The organism is Selenomonas oralis, assembly GCF_051603425.1.
Classification (GTDB): Bacteria; Bacillota; Negativicutes; order Selenomonadales; family Selenomonadaceae; genus Selenomonas; species Selenomonas sputigena_A.
Genome location: NZ_CP194411.1, coordinates 1,421,799 through 1,442,316 on the forward strand (window position 1 = coordinate 1,421,799; position 20,518 = coordinate 1,442,316).

16 protein-coding genes and 1 pseudogene are annotated in these 20,518 nt (G+C 55.5%); 13 read left to right on the plus strand and 4 right to left on the minus strand.

Annotation, left to right across the window (positions count from 1 at the left end; genetic code table 11):
• Nucleotides 1-22 precede the first annotated feature (22 nt).
• From ACRTGH_RS06835 to ACRTGH_RS06860, 6 genes and pseudogenes are all read left to right on the plus strand, one after another.
• Nucleotides 23-1,186, plus strand: a complete 1,164-nt coding sequence (locus tag ACRTGH_RS06835) for an exonuclease SbcCD subunit D (RefSeq protein ID WP_368846628.1) — start codon at nucleotides 23-25, stop codon at nucleotides 1,184-1,186.
• Entirely contained in the window at nucleotides 1,183-4,242 is a 3,060-nt protein-coding gene (locus ACRTGH_RS06840; RefSeq protein ID WP_368846627.1) for an AAA family ATPase, read from the plus strand. Before ACRTGH_RS06835 ends, ACRTGH_RS06840 begins: the two co-directional genes overlap by 4 nt.
• 63 nt (nucleotides 4,243-4,305) lie before the next feature.
• A complete protein-coding gene (locus ACRTGH_RS06845) occupies nucleotides 4,306-7,263 on the plus strand; it encodes an SIR2 family protein (protein WP_368846626.1) in 2,958 nt (985 codons plus the stop codon).
• Nucleotides 7,264-7,357: 94 nt separating this feature from the next.
• Nucleotides 7,358-8,521, plus strand: coding sequence for an AAA family ATPase (locus tag ACRTGH_RS06850; RefSeq protein ID WP_368846625.1), 1,164 nt, complete (start codon nucleotides 7,358-7,360; stop codon nucleotides 8,519-8,521).
• Nucleotides 8,485-9,297: a hypothetical protein gene (locus ACRTGH_RS06855; protein ID WP_368846624.1), complete on the plus strand. Its 813-nt coding sequence runs from the start codon at nucleotides 8,485-8,487 to the stop codon at nucleotides 9,295-9,297. The genes ACRTGH_RS06850 and ACRTGH_RS06855 overlap by 37 nt, the downstream gene beginning before the upstream one ends.
• A gap of 151 nt (nucleotides 9,298-9,448) precedes the next feature.
• Nucleotides 9,449-9,739, plus strand: a pseudogene (locus tag ACRTGH_RS06860) (SbcC/MukB-like Walker B domain-containing protein); the annotation flags it as partial.
• A gap of 6 nt (nucleotides 9,740-9,745) precedes the next feature.
• Here ACRTGH_RS06860 and ACRTGH_RS06865 read toward each other — a convergent pair.
• Nucleotides 9,746-11,671 carry a MutS-related protein gene (locus ACRTGH_RS06865; RefSeq protein WP_368846622.1) on the minus strand — a complete coding sequence of 642 codons (1,926 nt, stop codon included), beginning with the start codon at nucleotides 11,669-11,671 and terminating at the stop codon, nucleotides 9,746-9,748.
• Between the two features lie 228 nt (nucleotides 11,672-11,899).
• Between ACRTGH_RS06865 and ACRTGH_RS06870 the strand changes: the two genes are divergently transcribed.
• From ACRTGH_RS06870 to ACRTGH_RS06900, 7 genes are all read left to right on the plus strand, one after another.
• Nucleotides 11,900-12,559, plus strand: a complete 660-nt coding sequence (locus ACRTGH_RS06870) for an ABC transporter ATP-binding protein (protein ID WP_368846712.1) — start codon at nucleotides 11,900-11,902, stop codon at nucleotides 12,557-12,559.
• On the plus strand, nucleotides 12,516-13,196 hold the full coding sequence (locus tag ACRTGH_RS06875) for a heme exporter protein CcmB (protein ID WP_368846621.1): 681 nt from the start codon (nucleotides 12,516-12,518) through the stop codon (nucleotides 13,194-13,196). Before ACRTGH_RS06870 ends, ACRTGH_RS06875 begins: the two co-directional genes overlap by 44 nt.
• A gap of 14 nt (nucleotides 13,197-13,210) precedes the next feature.
• On the plus strand, nucleotides 13,211-13,885 hold the full coding sequence (locus ACRTGH_RS06880; RefSeq protein ID WP_488657293.1) for a cytochrome c biogenesis protein: 675 nt from the start codon (nucleotides 13,211-13,213) through the stop codon (nucleotides 13,883-13,885).
• Between the two features lie 3 nt (nucleotides 13,886-13,888).
• A complete protein-coding gene (locus tag ACRTGH_RS06885) occupies nucleotides 13,889-14,254 on the plus strand; it encodes a cytochrome c maturation protein CcmE domain-containing protein (RefSeq protein WP_368846619.1) in 366 nt (121 codons plus the stop codon).
• A 72-nt stretch (nucleotides 14,255-14,326) separates the two neighbouring features.
• The gene (ccsA, locus tag ACRTGH_RS06890; protein ID WP_368846618.1) at nucleotides 14,327-16,441 is read left to right on the plus strand and encodes a cytochrome c biogenesis protein CcsA; all 2,115 of its coding nucleotides are present in this window, start codon (nucleotides 14,327-14,329) and stop codon (nucleotides 16,439-16,441) included.
• A gap of 48 nt (nucleotides 16,442-16,489) precedes the next feature.
• The gene (locus ACRTGH_RS06895) at nucleotides 16,490-16,969 is read left to right on the plus strand and encodes a cytochrome c3 family protein (protein WP_368846617.1); all 480 of its coding nucleotides are present in this window, start codon (nucleotides 16,490-16,492) and stop codon (nucleotides 16,967-16,969) included.
• Complete coding sequence (locus tag ACRTGH_RS06900; RefSeq protein ID WP_368846616.1) at nucleotides 16,962-18,311, plus strand: ammonia-forming cytochrome c nitrite reductase subunit c552; 1,350 nt, start codon at nucleotides 16,962-16,964, stop codon at nucleotides 18,309-18,311. The genes ACRTGH_RS06895 and ACRTGH_RS06900 overlap by 8 nt, the downstream gene beginning before the upstream one ends.
• A gap of 109 nt (nucleotides 18,312-18,420) precedes the next feature.
• Here the strand turns inward: ACRTGH_RS06900 and ACRTGH_RS06905 are convergent, their stop codons facing one another.
• The 3 genes from ACRTGH_RS06905 to ACRTGH_RS06915 all read right to left on the minus strand — a co-directional run bounded on the left by ACRTGH_RS06905 (nucleotide 18,421) and on the right by ACRTGH_RS06915 (nucleotide 20,492).
• Entirely contained in the window at nucleotides 18,421-18,621 is a 201-nt protein-coding gene (locus ACRTGH_RS06905) for a DUF1858 domain-containing protein (protein WP_368846615.1), read from the minus strand.
• Nucleotides 18,622-18,902: 281 nt separating this feature from the next.
• On the minus strand, nucleotides 18,903-19,181 hold the full coding sequence (locus tag ACRTGH_RS06910) for a type II toxin-antitoxin system RelB/DinJ family antitoxin (protein WP_368846614.1): 279 nt from the start codon (nucleotides 19,179-19,181) through the stop codon (nucleotides 18,903-18,905).
• Nucleotides 19,182-19,424: 243 nt separating this feature from the next.
• Nucleotides 19,425-20,492 (minus strand): hypothetical protein, encoded by a 1,068-nt coding sequence (locus ACRTGH_RS06915; protein WP_368846613.1) that lies wholly within the window; start codon nucleotides 20,490-20,492, stop codon nucleotides 19,425-19,427.
• Between the last annotated feature and the right edge of the window lie 26 nt (nucleotides 20,493-20,518).

The window sequence follows — 20,518 nt, forward strand, 5'->3', positions numbered from 1 at the left end:
CAGATAGAAAGGAAAAATTTCCATGCGCTTTATTCATACCGCCGATTGGCATCTCGGACGGCTCTTCTTCGGCCGCCATCTGACGGATGATCAGGCGCACGTCCTTGACGAGCTTGTGCGGCTCGCCAAGGACGCGTGCGCCGAAGCCGTCGTCATCGCGGGCGACATCTACGATCGCGCCGTGCCGCCCGTCGAGGCGGTTGAGCTCTTCGACGACACGCTTTCGCGCCTTTTGCTCGAAGAAAAGCTCAAGGTGATCTATATCGCGGGCAACCATGACAGCGCTGCACGTCTCGGTTTTGGCAGCCGCCTCCTTGCAGGGGGCGGCGTTTTTGTCGCGGGGCAGCTGCAGGCCGATGCGCCTCCCATCATCCTCGATGATGCGCACGGCAAGGTCGCCTTTTCGCTCCTGCCCTATATGGAGCCGGCGACGGTGCGCTTCGCTTACGGCGAGGCGGCGCAGGAGCTCATGGGCTTCGACGAGGCGACCTCGTTCACTGTGGCGCGTGCGGCGGCGCTCGTGCCCGAGCGCTGCCGCAGCGTCGCCGTCGCCCACGCCTTTATCGCGGGCGGCGCATCGTCGGATTCAGAACGTCCTCTTTCCGTCGGCGGTTCGGACAGCGTGAGTCCTGCGTGCTTCGCGCCCTTTTCCTACACGGCGCTCGGGCATCTGCACGCGCCGCAGAGGGCGGGTGCGGAAAACATCCGCTATTCCGGTTCGCTCATGAAGTATTCGTTCAGTGAGGCGGGCCAGAGGAAGGGCGTGACCATCGTCGATCTCGCCGCCGACGGCACGGTAAGCGTCGAGGAAGTTCCCCTCGCCGCGCCGCATGACCTCGCCGTCGTGCGCGGCACGCTTGAGGAGATCCTCGGGGACCGCGAACGTTTTCCCAAGAGCGAGGACTACATCGCCGTTGAGCTTATGGACGAGGGGCCCGTGCTCGACGCGAACGGCAAGCTCAGGGCCGTTTACCCGAACCTCCTGCAGGTCACGCGCCCCGGCCTTATGGAGCAGGCGGGCATCCTGCGCGAACAGGGCAGGGAAAAACTCGGCCGTCCCGACGATGTGCTCTTCAGCGAATTTTTTGCCGATATGACGGGCAAGAAACTGGATGAAGCGCAGGAGAAGGCGCTGCATGAAGCGCTTGCGGAACTCTTGCGCGAGGAAAGGGAGGCGAAGATATGAGGCCGCTGCGATTGACTTTGGAAGCGTTCGGCTCGTATGGGAAGAAGACGGTCGTCGATTTCACGGAGCTTGGCGGACGCAGCTTTTTCCTCATCCACGGGCGCACGGGATCGGGCAAGACGACACTGCTCGACGCCATCTGCTTCGCCTTCTACGGCGAGGTGAGCATGGAGGGGCGCACGGGCACGATGATGCGCACGGACGAAGCGCCGCGCGAGGCGAGGACGAGCGTCGATTTCGTCTTCGCTCTGGGCGATCGGAAGTATCATATCTGCCGCACGCCGACCTATGATCGGCTGAAGCGGGACGGCTCGGGCATGACGACGGTGCAGACTTCGGCGATGCTCTGGCAGGTCGAGGCGGAGGAAGAGCGCGTGCTTGCGCAGAACGCCGTGACCGTGACGCAGAAGATGACGGAGCTTCTGGGGTTCGGCCCCGGCGAGTTCCGTCAGGTCGTTCTGCTGCCGCAGGGCGCGTTCCGCGACCTCTTGACGGCGAAGGTGAGCGATCGCGAGAAGCTTCTAGCGATGCTCTTCAAGACGGAGCGCTACCGCCGCCTGGAGGAACTGCTGAAGCTGCGCACAAAGGAAGTGGAAGCGCGCAGGAAGGAGATCAAGGCGCAGGAGGGAGCGCTGCTCGCGGCCGGCGAAGCCGAGACGCTTGAAGCGCACAAGGCTGTGAGCGAAGAGAAGGAGAAGTCGCTCACCGCTATAGAAAAGCAGGCGGAAGACGCAAGGGAAAAGCATGAGGCGGCGCAGGCGGCGGAACAGAAAGGAATCCGTGAAGCCGAACTCCTGACGCGTCTGGAAAAAGCGCGAAACGATCTTGCCGAGCACGAGAAGAAGCGCTCCGATGTTGAGCGTTTCCGTGCGCAGCTTGGCGAGGCGGAGCGTGCGGCGCAGCTGGAGGACGCGGCGAACGGTGCGGCGCGCGACCGCGAAGCGATGAAGGCGCGCGAGGCTGAGCGTGAAGCTGCGGAAAAGAGGCGCGGGCAGGCGGAGGACGCCCAGAAGCGTGCCGCGGAAACGGAGATGCGCGAGAAAGAACGCGAAGGAGAGCTTGCGGAGCGCAAGGAGAAGGCACGCAAACTCGCGGAGTACGGCGTGCTGGCCAAGGAGCTGGAAGAGACGGCAGAGCGCGCGAAGCTCCGTGAGGAAGCGGCACGGCAGGCGACGGCAGCGGCAGAAAAGGCGAAGGCGGCGCAGGAAGCTGCCTCCGCCGCGCTTCGCGCACTTGACACGCGTGAGAAGGAGCTTGCCGGACAGGCGGCAAAAGTCGAAGGCCTTACCTTGGCATTGGCGCAGAAGGAAAAGGAGCGCGCCGCGTTCGAACGTCATGCCGTCTTGAAAACGCATGCAGCACAGGCGGAAAAAACGGCCGAGAGCGCACGCAAAAAGGCGGCGCAGGCGCTTCAGGCGCTGGAGGCGAAGCGAAAGAGCCAACGCGCCTTGGAGCTCGTCTACATGGAGGGGCAGGCGGCGCTCCTGGCGCGTGGCCTTGTCGATGGGAAAGCCTGCCCTGTATGCGGCTCGACGGCGCATCCGCAGCCGGCTCTGAGCGAGGCCGTCGTGCCGGAAAAGGCGGAGGTGGAGCACGCGCGGCAAGAGGCGGAAAAAGCGGAAAAGGCGCGCGAGGAGGCGGAAAAGGCGATGGCGGCGGCACAAGCCGATCTCGCTGCGGTCAAGGGCGAGCTTGCGGCGGCGGAAAAGGAGCTGCTGCAGGCAGGCGGGGACGCAGGGCGTCTCGCGGCCGAGATCGCCTCTCTGCAGGCGGAGGTCAAGGCGGCGCAGGCGGCTGTGCAGGCACAGCAGGAAGCCGCCGCTGAACGCGAAGCGCTTGACGCGAAGCTCATGCAGACCGAAGCCGCGGAAAAAGAGGCGGCGAAGAGCGCGGAGGCGGCCAAGGGCGAGGCGGCGCAGGCCGCGGGCGCACTGCAGGAAAAGCGTGCGGCGCTGCCTGAGGAGTACCGTGAGCCGAAGGCGCTTGAGGCGGCGCTGGCGGCGGTGAAGCGCGATGTCGCTGCGCGGGAGAACGCGCTTGAGGCGGCGCGCGAGGGATTGGCGCGGGCGGAAAAGACGCTCGCCGCTGCCCGCGCCGCCGCCGAGGCAGCGCAAGACGCGGCGATGCGTGCGCAGAAAGAAGCGCGAAAGAGCGGGGCGGCTTTTGCCGAGAGGCTTGCGCGTGCGGGATTCGCTGACGAAGCGGCCTTTCGCGCCGTGCTCACGGGACCTTTTGCCACTTCGGAAGGGCGCGACAAAGTGGCAAAGCGCATCCGTGCTTACGAAAATGATGAAGCGTCATTCGTGCAGGCAGAAAAAAAAGCCGCCCTTGAGGCGGCAGGCATTGCGAAACCCGACCTCGCCAAGCTGAAAGCGGCGAAAGATGAGGCGGCGCTTTCGTGGAGCACGCGTACGCGCGAGGCTGCCGCCTTGGCGCAGGAGATCAAGGCGCGCAGGGCGCGGGAAGAAGACCTGCAGAAGCTTGCTGACGAAGCGGCAGAGCTTGAGCGCGTCTACAGCACGGCAGGGAGGCTGGCGGAGGTCGCTGCAGGCCAGAATCCCCATCGCATGCACTTCCAGACGTATGTTCTGCGCTCGATCCTCGGCGACGTGACGGATGCGGCGAATCAGCGCCTTTTGCGCATGACGCACGGGCAGTACCGCCTGGAACGAAGGGAAGGCGTCATCGATAGGCGAGGGCCCGCGGGACTCGAGCTGGAAGTCTTTGACGAGAACACGGGCTACGCACGCCCCATGGCGACGCTTTCCGGCGGCGAATCCTTCCTCGCCGCTCTCGCCCTCGCGCTTGGCCTCGCTGATGTCATCACAAGCTACGCCGGCGGCATCCGCCTCGATACCATCTTCATCGACGAGGGCTTCGGCACGCTCGACTCCGAGACGCTCGACCTCGCCGTCAAGACACTGATGGACCTGCAAAAAGGCGGCCGCCTCGTCGGCATCATCTCCCACGTCGAGGAGCTGAAAAGCCGCATCGACGTGCGGCTTGAAGTGGAAAAAGGCGAAGCGGGAAGCACGGCGAAATTCGTCGTGGGGTAGGTATGGGGTGCTGCCGTTGCTATTTTGGTGTCTATGTGGAATCAATAAGAGGAGAGGGATACCATGGATCAAGATCAGTATGTAGATAAGGTATACAATGAAGAGCGTCGATTGATTCAACAAGCGGAACGCGATAAGAGACTGGTCTTCTTTGTTGGGGCAGGAGCGTCGATTCCGTCAGGTATGCCATCATGGAAGGAAGCCATAGAGATTATCAAGGAACGGATGGATGTTGCGCCGCAAGACGATTTCCTGAAAGTTCCTCAATACTATTATGTGCAGTACGGAAAACGTGATTACACACGTTTGATGAGGGAAGTTTTTAAGCATAAAAAGACGTTGTCTCCGAATGATATACATCATGAAATTTTCAAGTTTCAAGTCAGTACGATTGTGACAACCAATTACGACTATTTATTAGAGGAAGCCGCTAAAGCTACTTATCGCGTTGTAGATGTAATTAGTCGTGATAGTGATTTGGTCTATGGGTTTGCAGAAAGTAAAATCATAAAAATGCATGGCGACTTTGGGCACGATAATTTTGTTCTCAAGGAAGAAGATTATCTGAACTATGCACAGAACTTTCGCTTGTTGACAGCATATATCAAGGCGTTGATTGCGGGTAATACGCTTGTATTTATTGGATATTCTTTCAATGATCCGGATTTGAAACAAATATTTTCATGGGTCAAGGAGATATTGGGACGCGATATGCCGCGCTCTTATATGATTGTAGCGGATCGACCGTATTCTGAGATGGAGGTCAATTATTTTAAGGCGTTTGGGATAGAATTGCTCTATGCTGCACGCAAAATCACTGATTATAAGAAGTTAAAAAATGAAGAACGAACTTTGAGAATGTTGAAATTTTTAAGAAAGGAAGAAGATATTAGCGAACTCGACAAGGTATATCAATTTCTTATACCATTTCAAGATATGAATTACGTTCACTTGAAGTACATAGAAAGAGCATTTCGTTTAATCGGGGTTCATTTGAATGATAATAAGATCATGATGGATGATGCCCGTGACAAGGGGCGAGAGATTTTAGATGGCATCCGTGCCATTGCTGCTGAACAGGTTGCCTTGTTTAGAGAACGATATGAAGTGCCTGAGAAAGATATTGAGAAGTATCAATCGATTTATGAAGTACTCGTGAAAAGCAGCGCGTATTTCCTAGCTGCCTCAGCAGATCGCGAGCATGTCATGAAAATACCTGATGAGACAGAGATTCTTCGACAAAGGGCGATTTCTGCCGATAGAATTATGCGTGCTGTCATGAGCTATAATATGGCTGAACTAAGAAGGTTCAGGCATAAAAATAAAAAACTTTTATCGGAGCGAAATCCATTGTTGTATATGGAGCAAGCCGCGTTGTCTTATCATTTGCTTGAATATGCCGAAGCTTATGAGTACCTACAGAAAGCGGCGATGGGCTTTTATCAACAGGAGAAATTTGTCTGGTATTTTATTACTCAGATGAATCAAAAATATTTGGCTAATATGATTAGTCAAGGAGTTTCTCCAGGATGTACAAGTGAAGATGGCAAAAGGATACAAAAAGAAGCGGCAAATATCAATTTAGACAAAATCTTCTATAGCTTGCCGCAGATAGGATACGCTCAGAATGAATTTTTGAGAGAACTATATACCATGCAATTATTTTATATAGACTTCATCTCAGCTCATGATAAATCGGAAGAAGCCGAGGAAGAAGCGCAAACCTCTTATGTCATGTATGTTAAAACACCGAGCATTTCGCAGCTGTGGCAACAGGTGGTGGATAGCTGGTCTTATGTTATAAAAAACTATGTTTTTGTTGATCGCTATCGTGAATTTTCACGCAGTCTCCAATTATATGCGCAGACGGTGCTGACTACGATCACAACACCAGACATACCTTCAGAAAAGGGCGCGTTGCCTATTGGCGAGTGTGGGAATATTAAAGTATCGGAACTTACGGGGGATGATGTGTTTTTTATTCTTCGCTATTGCCCTGCGGAAAATATGGAGCGGAGATTGTCAAAAGCCGATATGGATCTGATTTCTGTTGCTCAGGATGGGCAAGAACGACTGAAATGCATTTTAAACAATATTCAACAATTGGACGGCATGCAAAGGAATGAAATCTTTGAAAAGATTTTGATCTTGCTGTATTACATACCGTTGACAACTGAGCTGATTGCAATGATTTTGCATGAGTTAACACAGCGTGTTTCTGGCATTGATTTTCGTTCAAGAGCAAACAAAGTAGCTAATCTTTTTTCACGAATTGCTCGTCAGAAGTGTATTAGTAAAGAGCACGAAGAGTGCATATCTCTGCTGCATGAATATCTTGATTCGATATTGCAAGCGATTATTGGTGGTGGGAGGATTGACAAAAATGGAGCGTGTCTGGTTCTTTCACATGGACTATCCCTGTATAAGGGCATACGAAATGAAAAATTCGCGAGCGAACATATATCCTCGTTGATGCAGGAAAAATATCTTTATGTGTTGGATGTCCTTTATCCTTACGTTGATGGAGCGGCAAGAAGAGGCATTCGCTCTTTGGCAGGAAAAAAGAAATGGGAATGGGATATTGCTGCCATGGAATTGTTCTGCCGATTGCTCCGATCTGGAATATTGAAATCTACCGTTAAATTAGAAGAGGCATTTTTTGATTTTGCAAAAACGATTGAGGATGATCGTGGTAAAGGATATCCTAGCCAGTATGAGAATGCCTTAGTGTATATTACGAATGCCAATTTGAGTGGATGTTTTAAGCAGAAAGATAAAGCACGCGAGTTCGTTCAAAAGAGTGGCATATCTTTTTATGATTGGATATTCGATTGGGAGAACTTTGATTATGCAAATTTTAATGTTGATTGGCTTGCACGGTGCGCGGAAAATTTATTAAAAACGATTGGAGAAAATGTACGAGTACGAAAAAAGATTCAAGAGGCAGTACGAAAGCAATATCTGAATGGACATATAAACGCCAGTGCTATGAGGCGATATTTTGAGATCTTTGTCGTTTAGCTATATAGAGGATAGACCACCTGCGCTTTTAATACAGGGGAATGTAGGATATAATGAAGCCGTAGAATAAAACGACTCCAAGGAGGCGCGAGATATGATCAGAAGTATAGAGATCCATGGATTTAAAAGATTTGAACACATACAGATGAAAGACTTCGGGCGAGTCAACCTTTTCGTTGGACGGAATAATGTTGGAAAAACAACCTTGCTGGAAGCGCTCTTAGCCTTTTGTTGCGGTAAAAGTTTTTTGCCGTTTGCCCATATGGCGATCCTGCATCGTCGGCATGATATGATGAGCTTGCCATCGAACGTAGTCTCTTCAGCGTACAGTTTTGCTGATATGATTTTGCAGTCTTTTATGATGAAAAAAAATCCACAAAGCCTGGCTTTTTCGTTTGCTGCGGAGGTGGATGATGAAAGACACACCGTAGAGCATCTGTTTTCTCCGGGCGAAATATTTGAGGAGTTTTTTCCAAAGCATATGGGGGGGATTGGCAATCCTGAGCCATCCATCATCGATGTGCCAAATATCCAGATGCAGTCCGGCAACGGGTTCAGTATACAACTCCGCCGACAAGTGATAGGCACATGGAAGATTATGGTCGATAATGAGGAAGTTTTATATCAGATTGCAGTACCGGATATTGCTGAGGAAAAAAATCAGCGACCGTTGCTCTTAGCACGATTCAATGATATTTTATCTCACAGGATAGAGCGGGATAATCGGAGAATCTATTCGCAAATGAGCAGAGAGAATAAAATTGATAACTTTGTCGATGAATTGAACCAATCGTTCAAGAATCTGGAAATCGAGAAAATAGAGAACATCCCCTTTCCAGATGGTTCAGAGTCTCCAATTTCGTTTTTGATGAGCAACGGGGAACACATTCCGCTCTATGCAATGGGCGATGGTGTTCGCCGTTGGTATACTGTATTAGGTGGGATGTTATCTTTTCGTAATGCCATTCATTGTTTTGAAGAGATTGACAGCGGTTTCCATCATGAGGCGCAAGAGCAATTGAGCAAGAATCTTTTCAACTATGCAAACGCATACAACAACCAGTTGTTTATGACAACGCATAACATAGAATATATGGATACACTTTTGGCGGCAGCGAAGAAGCGTGGTGGTGATTGCTTGACTAAGGAGGTTCGCATCATCACGTTGCGCCAAGACGAGAAAGGAATCACGCATCGCATTATGGACGGGGAAGAGGCTCTGTGGGCGAGAAAAAATGGATTGGAGCTGAGACGATGAATGCCATGATACTCTGTGAAGGGGAATCGGATGGTATCGTTCTGAGCCAATATTTTCATTATCGCTTCGGCTTTTCTTTTGTAAAGGGAACGAAATGTGCGAATGATACTAGACGTGCTTTTCAGTATGTGAAAGATAAAATGAACCTGACAATTCAGATGGTAGGCGGGTGCACGAATTTTTGTACGGCTTTGGAGGATGTCCTGCGAGTGAATCACGTGAATACGGATGATGAGAATCAATTCACGCATATTGCTGTGATTGCCGATCATGACAGTGACCGTGAAAAAAACAACCTGCTGCAAAACCTCAATCAAGTCCTGGAAGATCTGAATGATTGGAGTCGAATGCCGACATTGCAGGAAGGGAATTGGTGTCAAGGCATACAAAACACAGATATGGTAGGACGTTTAGTAGCCGTTGAATTGCTCTTTTTGAGCATCCCGCTGGAGGAGAATGGCGCTTTGGAAACATTGCTTTTGTCTGCTTTGGAGAAGAAGGCGGGCAGCGAGTATCTTGCGCAGCAATCGCGAGAGTTTATTGATGAGTTAATGCAAAATCAAGTACGGCTTCCCAAGGAATATTTGGCATCAAGAGCTGAACAGGTGAAGGCACCATTGGCTGTATTCTTTGCCGTTGCCGCACCGACACGCATGTATCAAAAACAGCAGGCAGTCTTTGACATGATCGATTGGAGTTCTCTGGAAGAGATGCAGAGAACTTTGCAGGCGTTTGATATATTTGATGCAGAGGAGCAGGGGCATGGAGTGACTTGAAGAATTTACGATAGAGGCGAAGGGCATGGGTATTGCTGTCGGTGCCATGATGGCGATTGTGGCGCTGAAAAGATGGTTGTGCCGTCCATGGCGATATGTGTTGCGGTGAGCGGCAGAAGATAGAAGAATTGTTTAAGCAGGATGCGTGAAATCCGGCGGCGAATCCTTCCTCGCCGCTCTCGCCCTCGCGCTTGGCCTCGCTGATGTCATCACAAGCTAAGCCGGCGGCATCCGCCTCGATACCATCTTCATCGACGAGGGCTTCGGCACGCTCGACTCCGAGACGCTCGACCTCGCCGTCAAGACACTGATGGACCTGCAAAAAGGCGGCCGCCTCGTCGGCATCATCTCCCACGTCGAGGAGCTGAAAAGCCGCATCGACGTGCGGCTTGAAGTGGAAAAAGGCGAAGCGGGAAGCACGGCGAAGTTCGTCGTGGGGTAGGGGAGTTCACTCCATAATTCCTGCCATTTTCAGCAGATACTGGGCGTTGCGCGTTGTGCAGCGCCCTTCTTTTATCTTGTAGTCGAAGAGGATCTTGCCGTCTTCGTAGCTTTCCTCGAAGTGCCAGTTCGTGATGGGGGCGCTGTCGCTCTTGATATTGCAGAGCTCGAAGTCGTGCGTTGAGACGAGGGTCAGGAAGAGCGGACCGGTGAGCCGTTGGATGGCTTCCTTAGCGCCGACGAGGCGGTCGGCGCTGTTTGTGCCTTTGAAGATTTCGTCGATGACGATGAGCATGGGGAGGGACTTTTCTTTGAAGGTCATCATGTTTTTGATGCGCAGGATTTCAGCGTAGAAGGTCGAAAGGCCGTGCGCTGCATCGTCCGTCACGCGGATCGAGGTGAAGATGTAAAGCGGCGAGAGCCGCATGGCTTCCCCGGGCACGGGGGCGCCGGCGAAGGCGAGCACGCAGGCGCTCGCAATGGTGCGGAGATACGTCGTCTTGCCCGACATGTTCGAGCCGGTGATGATGCGTGTTCCGGCTGCAGCCTCGATGCCGTTCGGCACGGCATTTTCTTCGGGAATCAATAGGTGTGTGAGCCCGGAAGCCTCAAGGCGGGGCCCGCCTTCTTCGAGGAGTTCGGGGAAGACGTATTTCTCACGCACGAGGCCGATGCTGGCGAGGGACAGCAGCACTTCGATTTCCGCCCAAACCGCGAGCCATTTGCCGAGATGGCGGCTGGCTTTTTCCTGCCAGTTGAGGACGCGGCGTGCGAAGTGGAGATCCCCGAGGTAAAGGGCGTTCGAGAGCAGGAGGAAGATGATGTTGTGGCGCGTGTTGGCGTAATCGGCAAGGGAAGCAAGACGGCGCAGGGAACGCGTGGCCTCACCGTCGTGGAGCGTTTCCTGCAGGGATTTGAGCTCCGAGCTTTGGAAGGTGCTCTCTTCCAGGCGGGAGAAGAGCATTTCGTAAAGGTGCAGCTCGCGATGCATGTCTGCAAGCGGCTTCTGTGTGGCGGCGGTGCGCTTGCCGAGGAGGAGGCTCAGGATGAGCTGGATGAGGATGATGGCAGTCGGAATCTCCCAGACGATGAGCTGCATGGCTGCGCCGACGAGGGCAAGCAGAAGCGAGCTGGGAAGAACCCAGGAAATGAAGGCCGTGCCCGCGCGCTGCCTTTGGTTCAGGAAGGCAGGGGCAGAAGCCGTTTCGATGTTGTCGTTGCCGTCTGTTGGATTCGGGGCGTCAGACACAGCTGCTGCGTCATTTTCCGTTTCTGACGCTGTGCCGGGCGCAGGCTCCGCAGGGCGGCAGCACATGGGCATGTCGGTGCTCTTGGCGCCCAGCACGGTGAGGAGCGGCTTCGTATCGTGCCCGTTGGGCAGGAGTGCAGCTGCAGCTTCCAGTTCGAGGACGAGCAAAGGGCGTGCAATAAGCTCTTTTACAGCCGCCTGACGCTTTTTGGCCAGGGTGCGGTTCCGAGGAAAAGGCGAGAGCGCGGCGGCGAGCCGATCGCGTCCCGCCTTTGTGCGTGCGGCGCAGATGTACTGGTAGATGGAAGCGGGTCCGAAGAGGCTCAGATCCTGCGCCTGTGGCAGATCGTCGCGCAGATGCTCGCTGCCGGTCACGGGGAAACTTTGCCATTCGCAGGAAAAGCGCGCGAGAAAATTCGAAAGCGTTGCGATATGGCTTTCGAGCAGGATACGCTGCTCGCCGAGACGGTTGTGGCGGCGCAGCAAGGCGGCGAAGGTGAGCGCGAGCGCCGCCGCCAGCAGCAGAAGCCAGAGCGCGTTCGTATCCCAGGCTGCCGCCAGTGTGAGCAGCAGGAGAAAGAAGATGAAGAGGCGCAGCCAGGAGAGTACCTGCGATTGGCGGGACAGGCGCCGTTTTTCCGCGAGATCGGTCTCCCGTGCTGCCTGAAAGAAAAGTTTGTTCATATCATGATGCCTCCGAACAGAGATGCTTTCTAATGCATTTATCATTTTATCTATTATATCCTCTGTCTGCCGCTCCTGTCCAGTATTCATTCTCGCTAGCTTTTGGATGGAGTATTAAAATATTCCGTGAATCATGGAAATATTTATGCTATAATAGCTAATAAGAAAAAATCTGAGCCGACAAGAAAAAATACATGCGATTTTCTTGGGCCATCCGCGGGGAGCGTGGTGCGTTTGGGACATGACGTTTCGATTTCTTTTGCGGCTGCGGGTATATGCTTTGCCGATCATCCGGTTCTGCACGATTTAAGCTTTACGCTCCGTCCCGGCTCGATCGTCGCGGTGCGCGGCGCGAACGGCAGCGGCAAGTCGACGCTTCTGCGGCTCGCGGCAGGGCTTCTGCGTCCGACGGAAGGACGCGTCACGGCCTGCGGGGCGGAGGCGGAGCTAGAGCGCGGAGACTGGCAGGCGAGCATTGCCTGTCTCACGCCGGAGCTTTCTTTTTATCCGTTGCTGACAGCGGAGGAAAATCTTGTTTTTTTCCTCGGGCTGCGCGGCATTTCTCTGACACGGGAAGAAAAGCGCCAGCTTTTTCGGCGTGTGGGGCTTCCGGGAGCGGAGGATTGGCGGAAGGCGTCCGCTTCTTTTTCCACGGGCATGGGGCAGAGGCTGAAACTTGCCGTACTGCTCGCCTCGGATGCGCCCGTATGGCTGCTCGACGAACCCGGCGCAAATCTCGACGATGCGGGACGCGGGCTTGTTGCATCTCTGGCGCAGGAAGCGGCAGGGGAAGGGCGCCTCGTGCTCTGGGCGACAAACGATGCGGGGGAGGAGGCGGCTGCCGATGCAACCATCCATCTGGAGCGGGGCGAGGCTCGTCTTTCGTAAGGAAGCCGCCTGCGCCCTGCGGAATCGCGCTTCGTGGGCGTCGATGCTCATGTTTTCCCTGACGGCGCTCGCTGCCCTGTCCTTCGCGCTCAGGGGTGCGCCTCCTGCACCGCGTCTTGCGGCGGGGCTTCTCTGGGTCGTCCTTTTCTTCTCGGCGGAGGCGGGCATTGGACGCGCTTTCCTCGATGAGTCCGCCGGAGGCACGCTGCTCGCGCTTCGCATTTATGCGGGAGCGCAGGCCGTGTTCCTCGGCAAGCTGCTCTATACATTCTTCGTGCTCGCGATTCTGGCCTTTTTTGACATCGTGCTTTTCCAGCTTTTCCTCGGCTTTTCCCTGGATGGGCTGCTTTCTTTTTTCGTCTTCTGCCTTGTCGTCCTGCTCGGCATCTGGGGCATTGCGGCGGCAGGCGTCATCGTATCGGCTTTGGCTGTCGGTGCGGGGGCGAGGAACGGGCTTTTTTCCGTTCTGATGCTGCCCGTCGTTCTGCCCGTATTCCTGCCGGCGCTGAGTTTGACGGGCGATCTCTTCGGCGCAGCCGAGCCGGTGCTTTCCCTGCTCGGCGTGATGGCGCTCTATGATATGATCTTGACGCTCGGCGCTTCCTGGCTGTTCGATTTCGTATGGCAGGAGCTTTGAGTTTGCCGCCGCTGCTGCGGCGTGCGCGGCCCCGAAAACGGGGAAGCCGCAAAGAGAGGAGAGAATTCCCCATGCTTCGCTTCCTTATCGCCATATTGACCGCAGTACTTTTCGCCGCCGTCTTTTTTCTCGTGCCGCCGGCCGAGGGGCTGGGGTATTATGTGCGCATCATTTTTTTCCATATACCGGCGGCTTGGATTTCTGTGCTGGCGTTTTTTTTGAGCGCCTGGTGGGCCTTGCGGTTTCTCCGATGTCGCAGGATGACGGACGACGGCCTCAGTGCGCGCTCGGCAAAGCTCGGTTTCTTCTTCGTGCTCTTTGCGACGGCGACGGGGGCGCTTTTCAGCCGCTTGTCGTGGGGAGCGTGGTGGAACTGGGATCCGCGCCAGACGACCATCTTCGTCCTCATCCTGATTTACGGAGCGTATCTTACCTTGCGTGCGGCTGTGCCTGAAAGCCGCGGACGTGCGCTGATCTCTGCGGTCTATGCGCTGTTTTCCTTTTTGACCGTGCCGTTTCTCGTATTCCTCCTGCCGCGCCTCTACTTTTCGCTGCATCCCGAGCCTATTTTGAACGGCAGCGGCCATGTGGCGATGGAGCCCGTCATGCTTGGTGTGCTCCTGCTGGGGCTTCTTGATGCGACATTGATTTATTTCGCGCTTCTTTTTCGCGGTGCAAGGGAGGGTTGAGGCATGAAAAGAAGCTATATGCTCATCGGTCTTGTCGTGGTTTTTGTCTGTTACGCGGGTTGGGCTTTCGCCGACAGCCTGACGCCCTACGTCGATATCAAAGGGGCGCGGGAGGCGAGGGGATCCGTGCAGGTCAAGGGGCTTCTCCTGAAAGATATTCCTCCTGTGCAGCAGGGCGGCGATTTCGTCTTCTGGCTCTCGGATGAGGCGGGGGAAAAAATAGAGGTGCGATACCATGGAACGGAGCCTGACCAGTTCCGTTCGGCGTACCATATCGTGGCTGTCGGCAGCTGCAGGGACGGCGTTTTCGAGGCGGACAGACTGCTCTTGAAATGTCCGTCGAAGTATGAAAAGCTGAAGGGCGGTTGATTTTGGGACCGTCTGCCGCCTGCATCCGGCAGGAATGACTCTTGGACAAACTGGCAAGGAGGATCTTCAGCCATGACAATCGGCGCGGTTTTTCTTTCGCTTTGCCTCATCTTCGCCTTGGGCGCTTCATTCTCCTGGGGCATAAAAAAAGTATCCGCAGGGAGATCGCTGGCTCTCGCTTCGTTTTTTGCCGTGCTCATGGCGAGCGTCCTGCTCTTCTGGCTCATCCTCAGCGACCGTTTCGATATCGATTACGTATGGAGTTATTCTTCGCTGGATTTGCCGCTGCTCTATAAGATTTCTGTGTTTTGGGCAGGGCAGCAGGGGTCGTTTCTCCTCTGGCTCTTCTTCCATGCGGCGGCAGGCGTGCTGCTCGTATGGCGGGGGCGGCTCGCCTCCCGGGGACTGGCGGTGTTCTTCTTCCTGCAGTCGCTTCTCGCCGCGCTTGTCCTTTTCTACAGTCCGTTCTTTGTGACGGAAGGCTATGCGCCGACGGACGGAGCAGGCATGAATCCCCTGCTGCAGGATCCGTGGATGGCCGTCCATCCGCCGCTCGTTTTCCTCGGGTACGCTCTTCTTGCCGTTCCGTATGCCGCGTCTTTGGGGACGCTTCTTTCCGATGAGCCGGACTCTCGGGAGTGGCTTTCCTTTGTGCGCAGCTGGTCGCTCGGCGCCTGGGCGCTCCTCGGCGCGGGCATCTTCGTCGGCGCTTTTTGGGCGTACAAGGTTCTCGGCTGGGGCGGCTGGTGGGGCTGGGATCCCGTGGAGAACTCTTCTCTTGTGCCCTGGCTGGCGGCGGGCGTCCTCGTCCATATTCTGAGGATTGCCCGCGTGCGTGCGGCGAACTTGGCGCTGGCGCATCTGGCGGCGATTTTTGCCTACGCGCTTGCGCTTTATGGCACCTTTCTCGCTCGGAGTGGCCTCTTGGGCGATTTTTCCGTTCATTCCTTCAGCGGCACGAGCATCGGCCTCAGCCTTGCCGTCGTCGATGCCTTCGTTCTTCTCGCAGGGCTTGTCCTGCTGGTTCGCTATGCGGGGAGGTTTCCGCGGGGGGAGCCGTATCCGGCGCATGGAAGCCGCGAATTTTGGCTTCTGCTCGGCTGCCTTTGGCTGTGCTTCATCGCTTTTATTGTTTTCATCGGCATGTCGATGCCGCTCATTACCGCTTTGTGGGGCGATCCCGCCGCTGTCGGGACGGGTTTCTACTTCAGGACGACCGCGCCCCTTGCCGTTTTGCTGCTCTTTGCCATGGTGCCGGGCGTTCTGTTCCTCTATGGCATAGAGAAAAAAGCGGCTTCCTGGCATTTGCCCGCTCTTGCCGCTGTCCTTGGAGGTGCGGCGGCTCTGCTGCTCGGCCTGCGCGATGTGCGGGAGCTTCTTCTGGCGGCGGCTGCTGCGGCAGTCCTTGTCGCTTCGCGCCTCTCTTGGCGGCGCGGCGCACTGTCCCCGGCGGCGGCGCTTGCGCATCAGGGCACAGCTATGGCGTTGTTTGCCATGGCGCTCTCCTCGGCAGGTGCAGGCAGCACGCTGGAGTTTCTGCCGGATGAGCCGCAGCACGTTCTCGGCCATGAGATTGTCTACCGGGGTATGGAACTCGCGGAGAACCGTCGGCAAAAGGAATATGTCTTTTCCGTCGACGGTGAGGAAAAGCGCGCCCTGACGAAGCTCAGTGCACGCGGTGAGGAAGCGGCCAGGGAGCCTGCCATTGCCCATGGGCCGGCCGGCGATATCTATATCGCGCCCGCGCCCGTCGCTGTCGGTCACGAGGTCGTCCTGCGGCGCGGCGGCTTTCTTCTCGAAGGTGAGTTGGGCTACCGTCTTGAACGCGTGGAGGAAGAGCCGGATCCGGACGATACGGAGCGCAGGATTTTTCTCGTGCATATTGCCGTCACGGACGGCGAGACGGTGGAGCTTCTTGAAGCAAGTCTTGTTGCATCAGGCATGAAGGCAAGCACGGAGGCGGTTCCCGTCCTTGGCGGACAGCGCCGCCTGCGCGTCGTGGGCATCTCGGAGAACAGGAAGGAGGTCATGGTGCAGATCCTGCCCGCCATTGAGGAAGAGGCGCGCTTGCCGCTCACGGCATCCGTCAGCGAGAAGCCGCTTCTCTGGCTGCTTTGGCTCGGCGCAGCGTTTGCTTTCGGCGGCACGGCCTTTGCGGCGGCAAAGGCGACGAGGCAGGAAACGTGATTTGTCTGTTCCGTGGATCTCCAAGTTCGTGGAAAGGAGGGAAGGAGATTGGATGCAAAAGAATTTTTTCAGAAGAACACGCTGAAGTGTATCATCGGCGGCTTTGCCGCAGGCGTTTTGTTTTCCGTCTGTACGGCGGCGGGTCTTTCGTTTTCAGGTTCGCCCACATTTTGCGGACAGTGCCATGCGATGAAGATGGAAAAAGCGACATTCATGGAATCGTCGCACAGGGAGCGCGAGTGTGTGGATTGTCATCTGCCCCATGACAGCATGGTCGCTTATTTCGTTGAAAAAGGACGCAGCGGCATGATTGACGTCTACCACGAGGTCAAGCGCGACTATCCGGCGAAGATCCGCATTTCGGAGGATGCGGAAAAGATCGTGAACGGCAACTGCCTGCGCTGCCACAGCGCGACGATGTCTGTCGTCCATGCGGGGCCGATGGATGCCAATACCGACTGCATCAAGTGCCATAGGAGAGTGGCGCATGGCTCCAATCACTTGGAAGGAGGGATCAAAGTTGAGTAAGCTGCAAAAATACTTGCTGGGTCTCATTGTCGTCTGCGCCCTGTTCTTTGGCTTTGTGATCGTGCGCATCGGCATCGCCCAGCCCTCGACTTCGCTGAAACTCGCCGAGATACCGACGGAGAACAACGCCCATCTCGGCATGGAGGCCTTCAAAGAGGCCTATCCGCTTGAGTACGAGTCGTACCAGATGACGGCGAGCGATTCGCCTACGCCGACGGGCTACGGCAGCTCAGCCGTCCACTCGCGTCTGGCGGATGAACCGGAAATGATCGAGAATTGGAAGGGCTATGCCTTTTCCATGCACTACGACGATGACCGCGGCCATGTCTATGCGCTCGAGGACGTCAAGCGTTCGAAGCGCACGACGGTAGCCCAGCAGTACGGTTCCTGCATCACCTGTAAGAGCGCCTATACGAAAGACGTTTTTTTCGACACGATGGGCTGGGACTACACGCTGAAGGATTTCAAGGAGCTTGCCGACCAGGTGCCGAACGACGCTTCGATTGCCTGTGCGACGTGCCACGACGTGAAGACGATGAAACTGCGCCTCGTGAATCCCGCACAGATCGAAGATCTAGAGCGCAACTGGGGCAAGACCTGGGACGAACTCAGCGACAACGACAAGCGCGCCCTCGTCTGTGGTCAGTGCCATACGGAGTATTACTTCGAGCAGGGCAAGAAAGGCCGCGTCGTGTTCCCGCGCGACAACGGCTACACGGCGGAGCAGATGTACGAGTACTACAAGCGCACGGATCTTCCGGGCGGTTTCAAGGGCGACTGGAAGCATCCCGACTCGGGCGCGATGATGCTCAAGGCGCAGCATCCGGACTACGATGTCTGGAAGACGAGCGTCCATGCGGACGCGGGCGTCACCTGCATCGACTGCCACATGCCGTACATGCGCAAAGACGGGCAGAAGTACACGTCGCATTACATCTCGAGCCCGCTCAAGTATGTGGAGGCAGCGTGCCTCAAGTGCCATGACGAGAGCAAGGAAACGCTGATCGCCCGTGTTAAGACGATCCACGACAACACCTTCAAGCTGCAGAGGACGGCAGGCATCACGTGCGCCAAGGCGCATCTCGCCATCAAGGCGGCTGCTGCGGCCGGTGCAACGGACGAGCAGCTCGCTCCCGCGCGTGAGCTCATCCGTGAAGCACAGTGGTATTGGGACTACGTCGAAGCTGAAAACGGCGTCGGCTTCCATAATCCCGACCAGTGCATGCGGACGCTCGGTCTCTCCATCGACCTCGCGCATCAAGCGATTGAAGCGGCAAACGCCGCCACGCGCGGTGCGTTCCCGATGGACGACCTGCCGGACAAGCCGTTCGATCATCTCTGATCACGGCAGTGGGAAATACTGCGAAGAGAGCAGTATTTGCAAAAAGTCTGTGACCTTCTAAACAGCAAAAAGCCGCCGCCCCCCTATGGGGGCGGCGGCTTTTTGCTGTTTAGTTTGCGGAAACGACTTCGTTCAGCCCCTTGATCAGGGCATCGATATCGATGCCGTGGGCGAGAGCGCCCTGCTCGATGTTTTCGAAGTGCGAAGCGGCGCAGCCGATGCAGCCCATGCCGGCGCTCATGAAGACGGGCACGGTGTCAGGATACTTCTGGACGACTTCTCCGATGCCCATATCTTTTGTTATGGTCATACAACAACCTCCTTTGATTACAATGAAACCCCAAGAAGCAAGTCCATAGGGCAGAACCGATTGGTTGGTTCAATGCAAGGTGAGTGGACGCATCTGCGTCCGCTGGAAAAATGACGGTCGCCCGGCAAATTTCCTTTGCAGTGAAATTTCCAAGAAGCCAAGCCGTAAGTGCAGGCTGTTTGATTGGTTTCATGCAAGGGCGGGTACACGGCAAAGCCGTATACGAAAATCACCTTACTACTGTCTTGATTATACCACGTTTCCTACCGGATAGCTATAGCTTATTTTTGCTTCTTGAGAATATTCGCCATCATTTCATGTGCTGAAGCATAGGACTTGAAATCCTCGGGATTTTTGCGGATCTCCTCGGCTTCTTGCAGAGCAGCCATCGTTTCGGGATTTGTGGCATAAAGCTCAAAAGGGAGCTTTCCTTGGCGCAGAATCTGACGCGCCATCGCGTTGACCGCGACGGACATGTTGAGCCCCATACTGGCAAGTGCAGCATCTGTTTGGGCTTTTAATGCGGAATCCATGCGGACTCGTATCATGGTTGAAGGCATGTGTTCAACCTCCTTTTTGAGACAAAATATGGAATAAATCTACAGAAATCGCCGAATTTATCGACTCGTTCTATGACAGTAGTATATCATAAATTTGAGAAGAGATACAATGTAGCTATATTGTGCGTGTAGTTTATAACAGCCTGCGCACCGCATGAAGAATGTAGCGCATCTATCCGATATGAAAAGGAGCTGTCGCGTTTGTTTGCGACAGCTCCTTTTTCGTGTTTTGCATTTCGTACGCTATGCCTGCCAGTAGTGTGCGTGCGACTGGCGATAGGCGGCGGAATCCTTGCTCTGGATCTGCGCGTCCAACTGACGCAGCTGCTGCTGGATCGCCGCCTTCTCATCGGGTGAGGTTGCTTTGGCGAGCTGCGCCTGTATCTGCTGTTTCTTCGCCTTGAGCTTTTGAATCTCGTCGTCCACGTTCTTGTCAGAGCACATCGTTACCTCTCGGTCGCCCTCTGCGTCCTTCGCTGCAGGCACAGTGCCTGCGTCTGCCTCAGAGGCGGGAGGAGCGGCAGGCAGGGACGCACCTTCGCTTGCCGCCGCGTGGTTCTTTGCATTTGCGGACGGCTCATAGACGGCGGCGGGAGAAGCCGGCTCGGTGATCTTGCCTGGCTGCGCGGCGTCATCCGTCGGCGCGACGGCTGCCTGCGCCCCGTACGCCTGCGTGGCTCGCATCTGGTTGATGCCAAGCTGCAGGGAAGCGATTTCTTTCTGCCTGTTTTGAATGGCTTCTGGATTCGTCAGACGAAGCGCTTCTATGGGATGGTTTGTCGCATAGTCAAGCTCGCGCTCCATGCGCTGCGCAACAGACTGCGCCTTTGCGGCGAATGCGCCGCTCTCTTTCGACTGCTGCAGCGATGCGCCTGCAGAAAGCAGATCGGCGAGGCGTGCATCTTCCTGGCTCTTCTTGCCGCTCTTTTTGTCCTGCACATTTGCTGTGCCGAAGCGGTCACGAACGCTGCCGGGCGCATCGTTTTCGTCCTCGCTCTTCTTGTCCGCCCGCATCGCTTCCGCCATTTGCTTCTGCAAATCGGCAAGCTGCTGCATCATCGTTTTCAGCAGGGCGTCCTTCGCCTCCGGGCGCATCTCGTCGTTACCCTTGACTTCTTCGATGCGTGCCTGCAAGCGTGAAATGTTTTCCTGCAAGGGATTGGCTTTTTTCGAGCCGGCAGGATTCGCAGCAGGAGCGCTGACAGATGACTGCACGAGATTTTCCGTCCTGTTCTGCATGGCTGCGACGGGCAGGCCGCCGGCAGCGCGGCGATGCAAAGCAGGCGACATCATGAAATTGGAGATCTGCATGATAAAAAAACACCTCCTCATTAAAA

Excerpts from the sequence above, each read along its gene's own strand:
- ACRTGH_RS06910 (WP_368846614.1), bottom strand. The coding sequence starts at position 19,181 with ATGCCTTCAACCATGATACGAGTCCGCATGGATTCCGCATTAAAAGCC.
- ACRTGH_RS06835 (WP_368846628.1), top strand. The coding sequence starts at position 23 with ATGCGCTTTATTCATACCGCCGATTGGCATCTCGGACGGCTCTTCTTC.
- ACRTGH_RS06850 (WP_368846625.1), top strand. The coding sequence starts at position 7,358 with ATGATCAGAAGTATAGAGATCCATGGATTTAAAAGATTTGAACACATA.
- ACRTGH_RS06915 (WP_368846613.1), bottom strand. The coding sequence starts at position 20,492 with ATGCAGATCTCCAATTTCATGATGTCGCCTGCTTTGCATCGCCGCGCT.
- ACRTGH_RS06845 (WP_368846626.1), top strand. The coding sequence starts at position 4,306 with ATGGATCAAGATCAGTATGTAGATAAGGTATACAATGAAGAGCGTCGA.
- ACRTGH_RS06840 (WP_368846627.1), top strand. The coding sequence starts at position 1,183 with ATGAGGCCGCTGCGATTGACTTTGGAAGCGTTCGGCTCGTATGGGAAG.
- ACRTGH_RS06875 (WP_368846621.1), top strand. The coding sequence starts at position 12,516 with ATGCAACCATCCATCTGGAGCGGGGCGAGGCTCGTCTTTCGTAAGGAA.
- ACRTGH_RS06905 (WP_368846615.1), bottom strand. The coding sequence starts at position 18,621 with ATGACCATAACAAAAGATATGGGCATCGGAGAAGTCGTCCAGAAGTAT.
- ACRTGH_RS06885 (WP_368846619.1), top strand. The coding sequence starts at position 13,889 with ATGAAAAGAAGCTATATGCTCATCGGTCTTGTCGTGGTTTTTGTCTGT.
- ccsA (WP_368846618.1), top strand. The coding sequence starts at position 14,327 with ATGACAATCGGCGCGGTTTTTCTTTCGCTTTGCCTCATCTTCGCCTTG.
- ACRTGH_RS06865 (WP_368846622.1), bottom strand. The coding sequence starts at position 11,671 with ATGAACAAACTTTTCTTTCAGGCAGCACGGGAGACCGATCTCGCGGAA.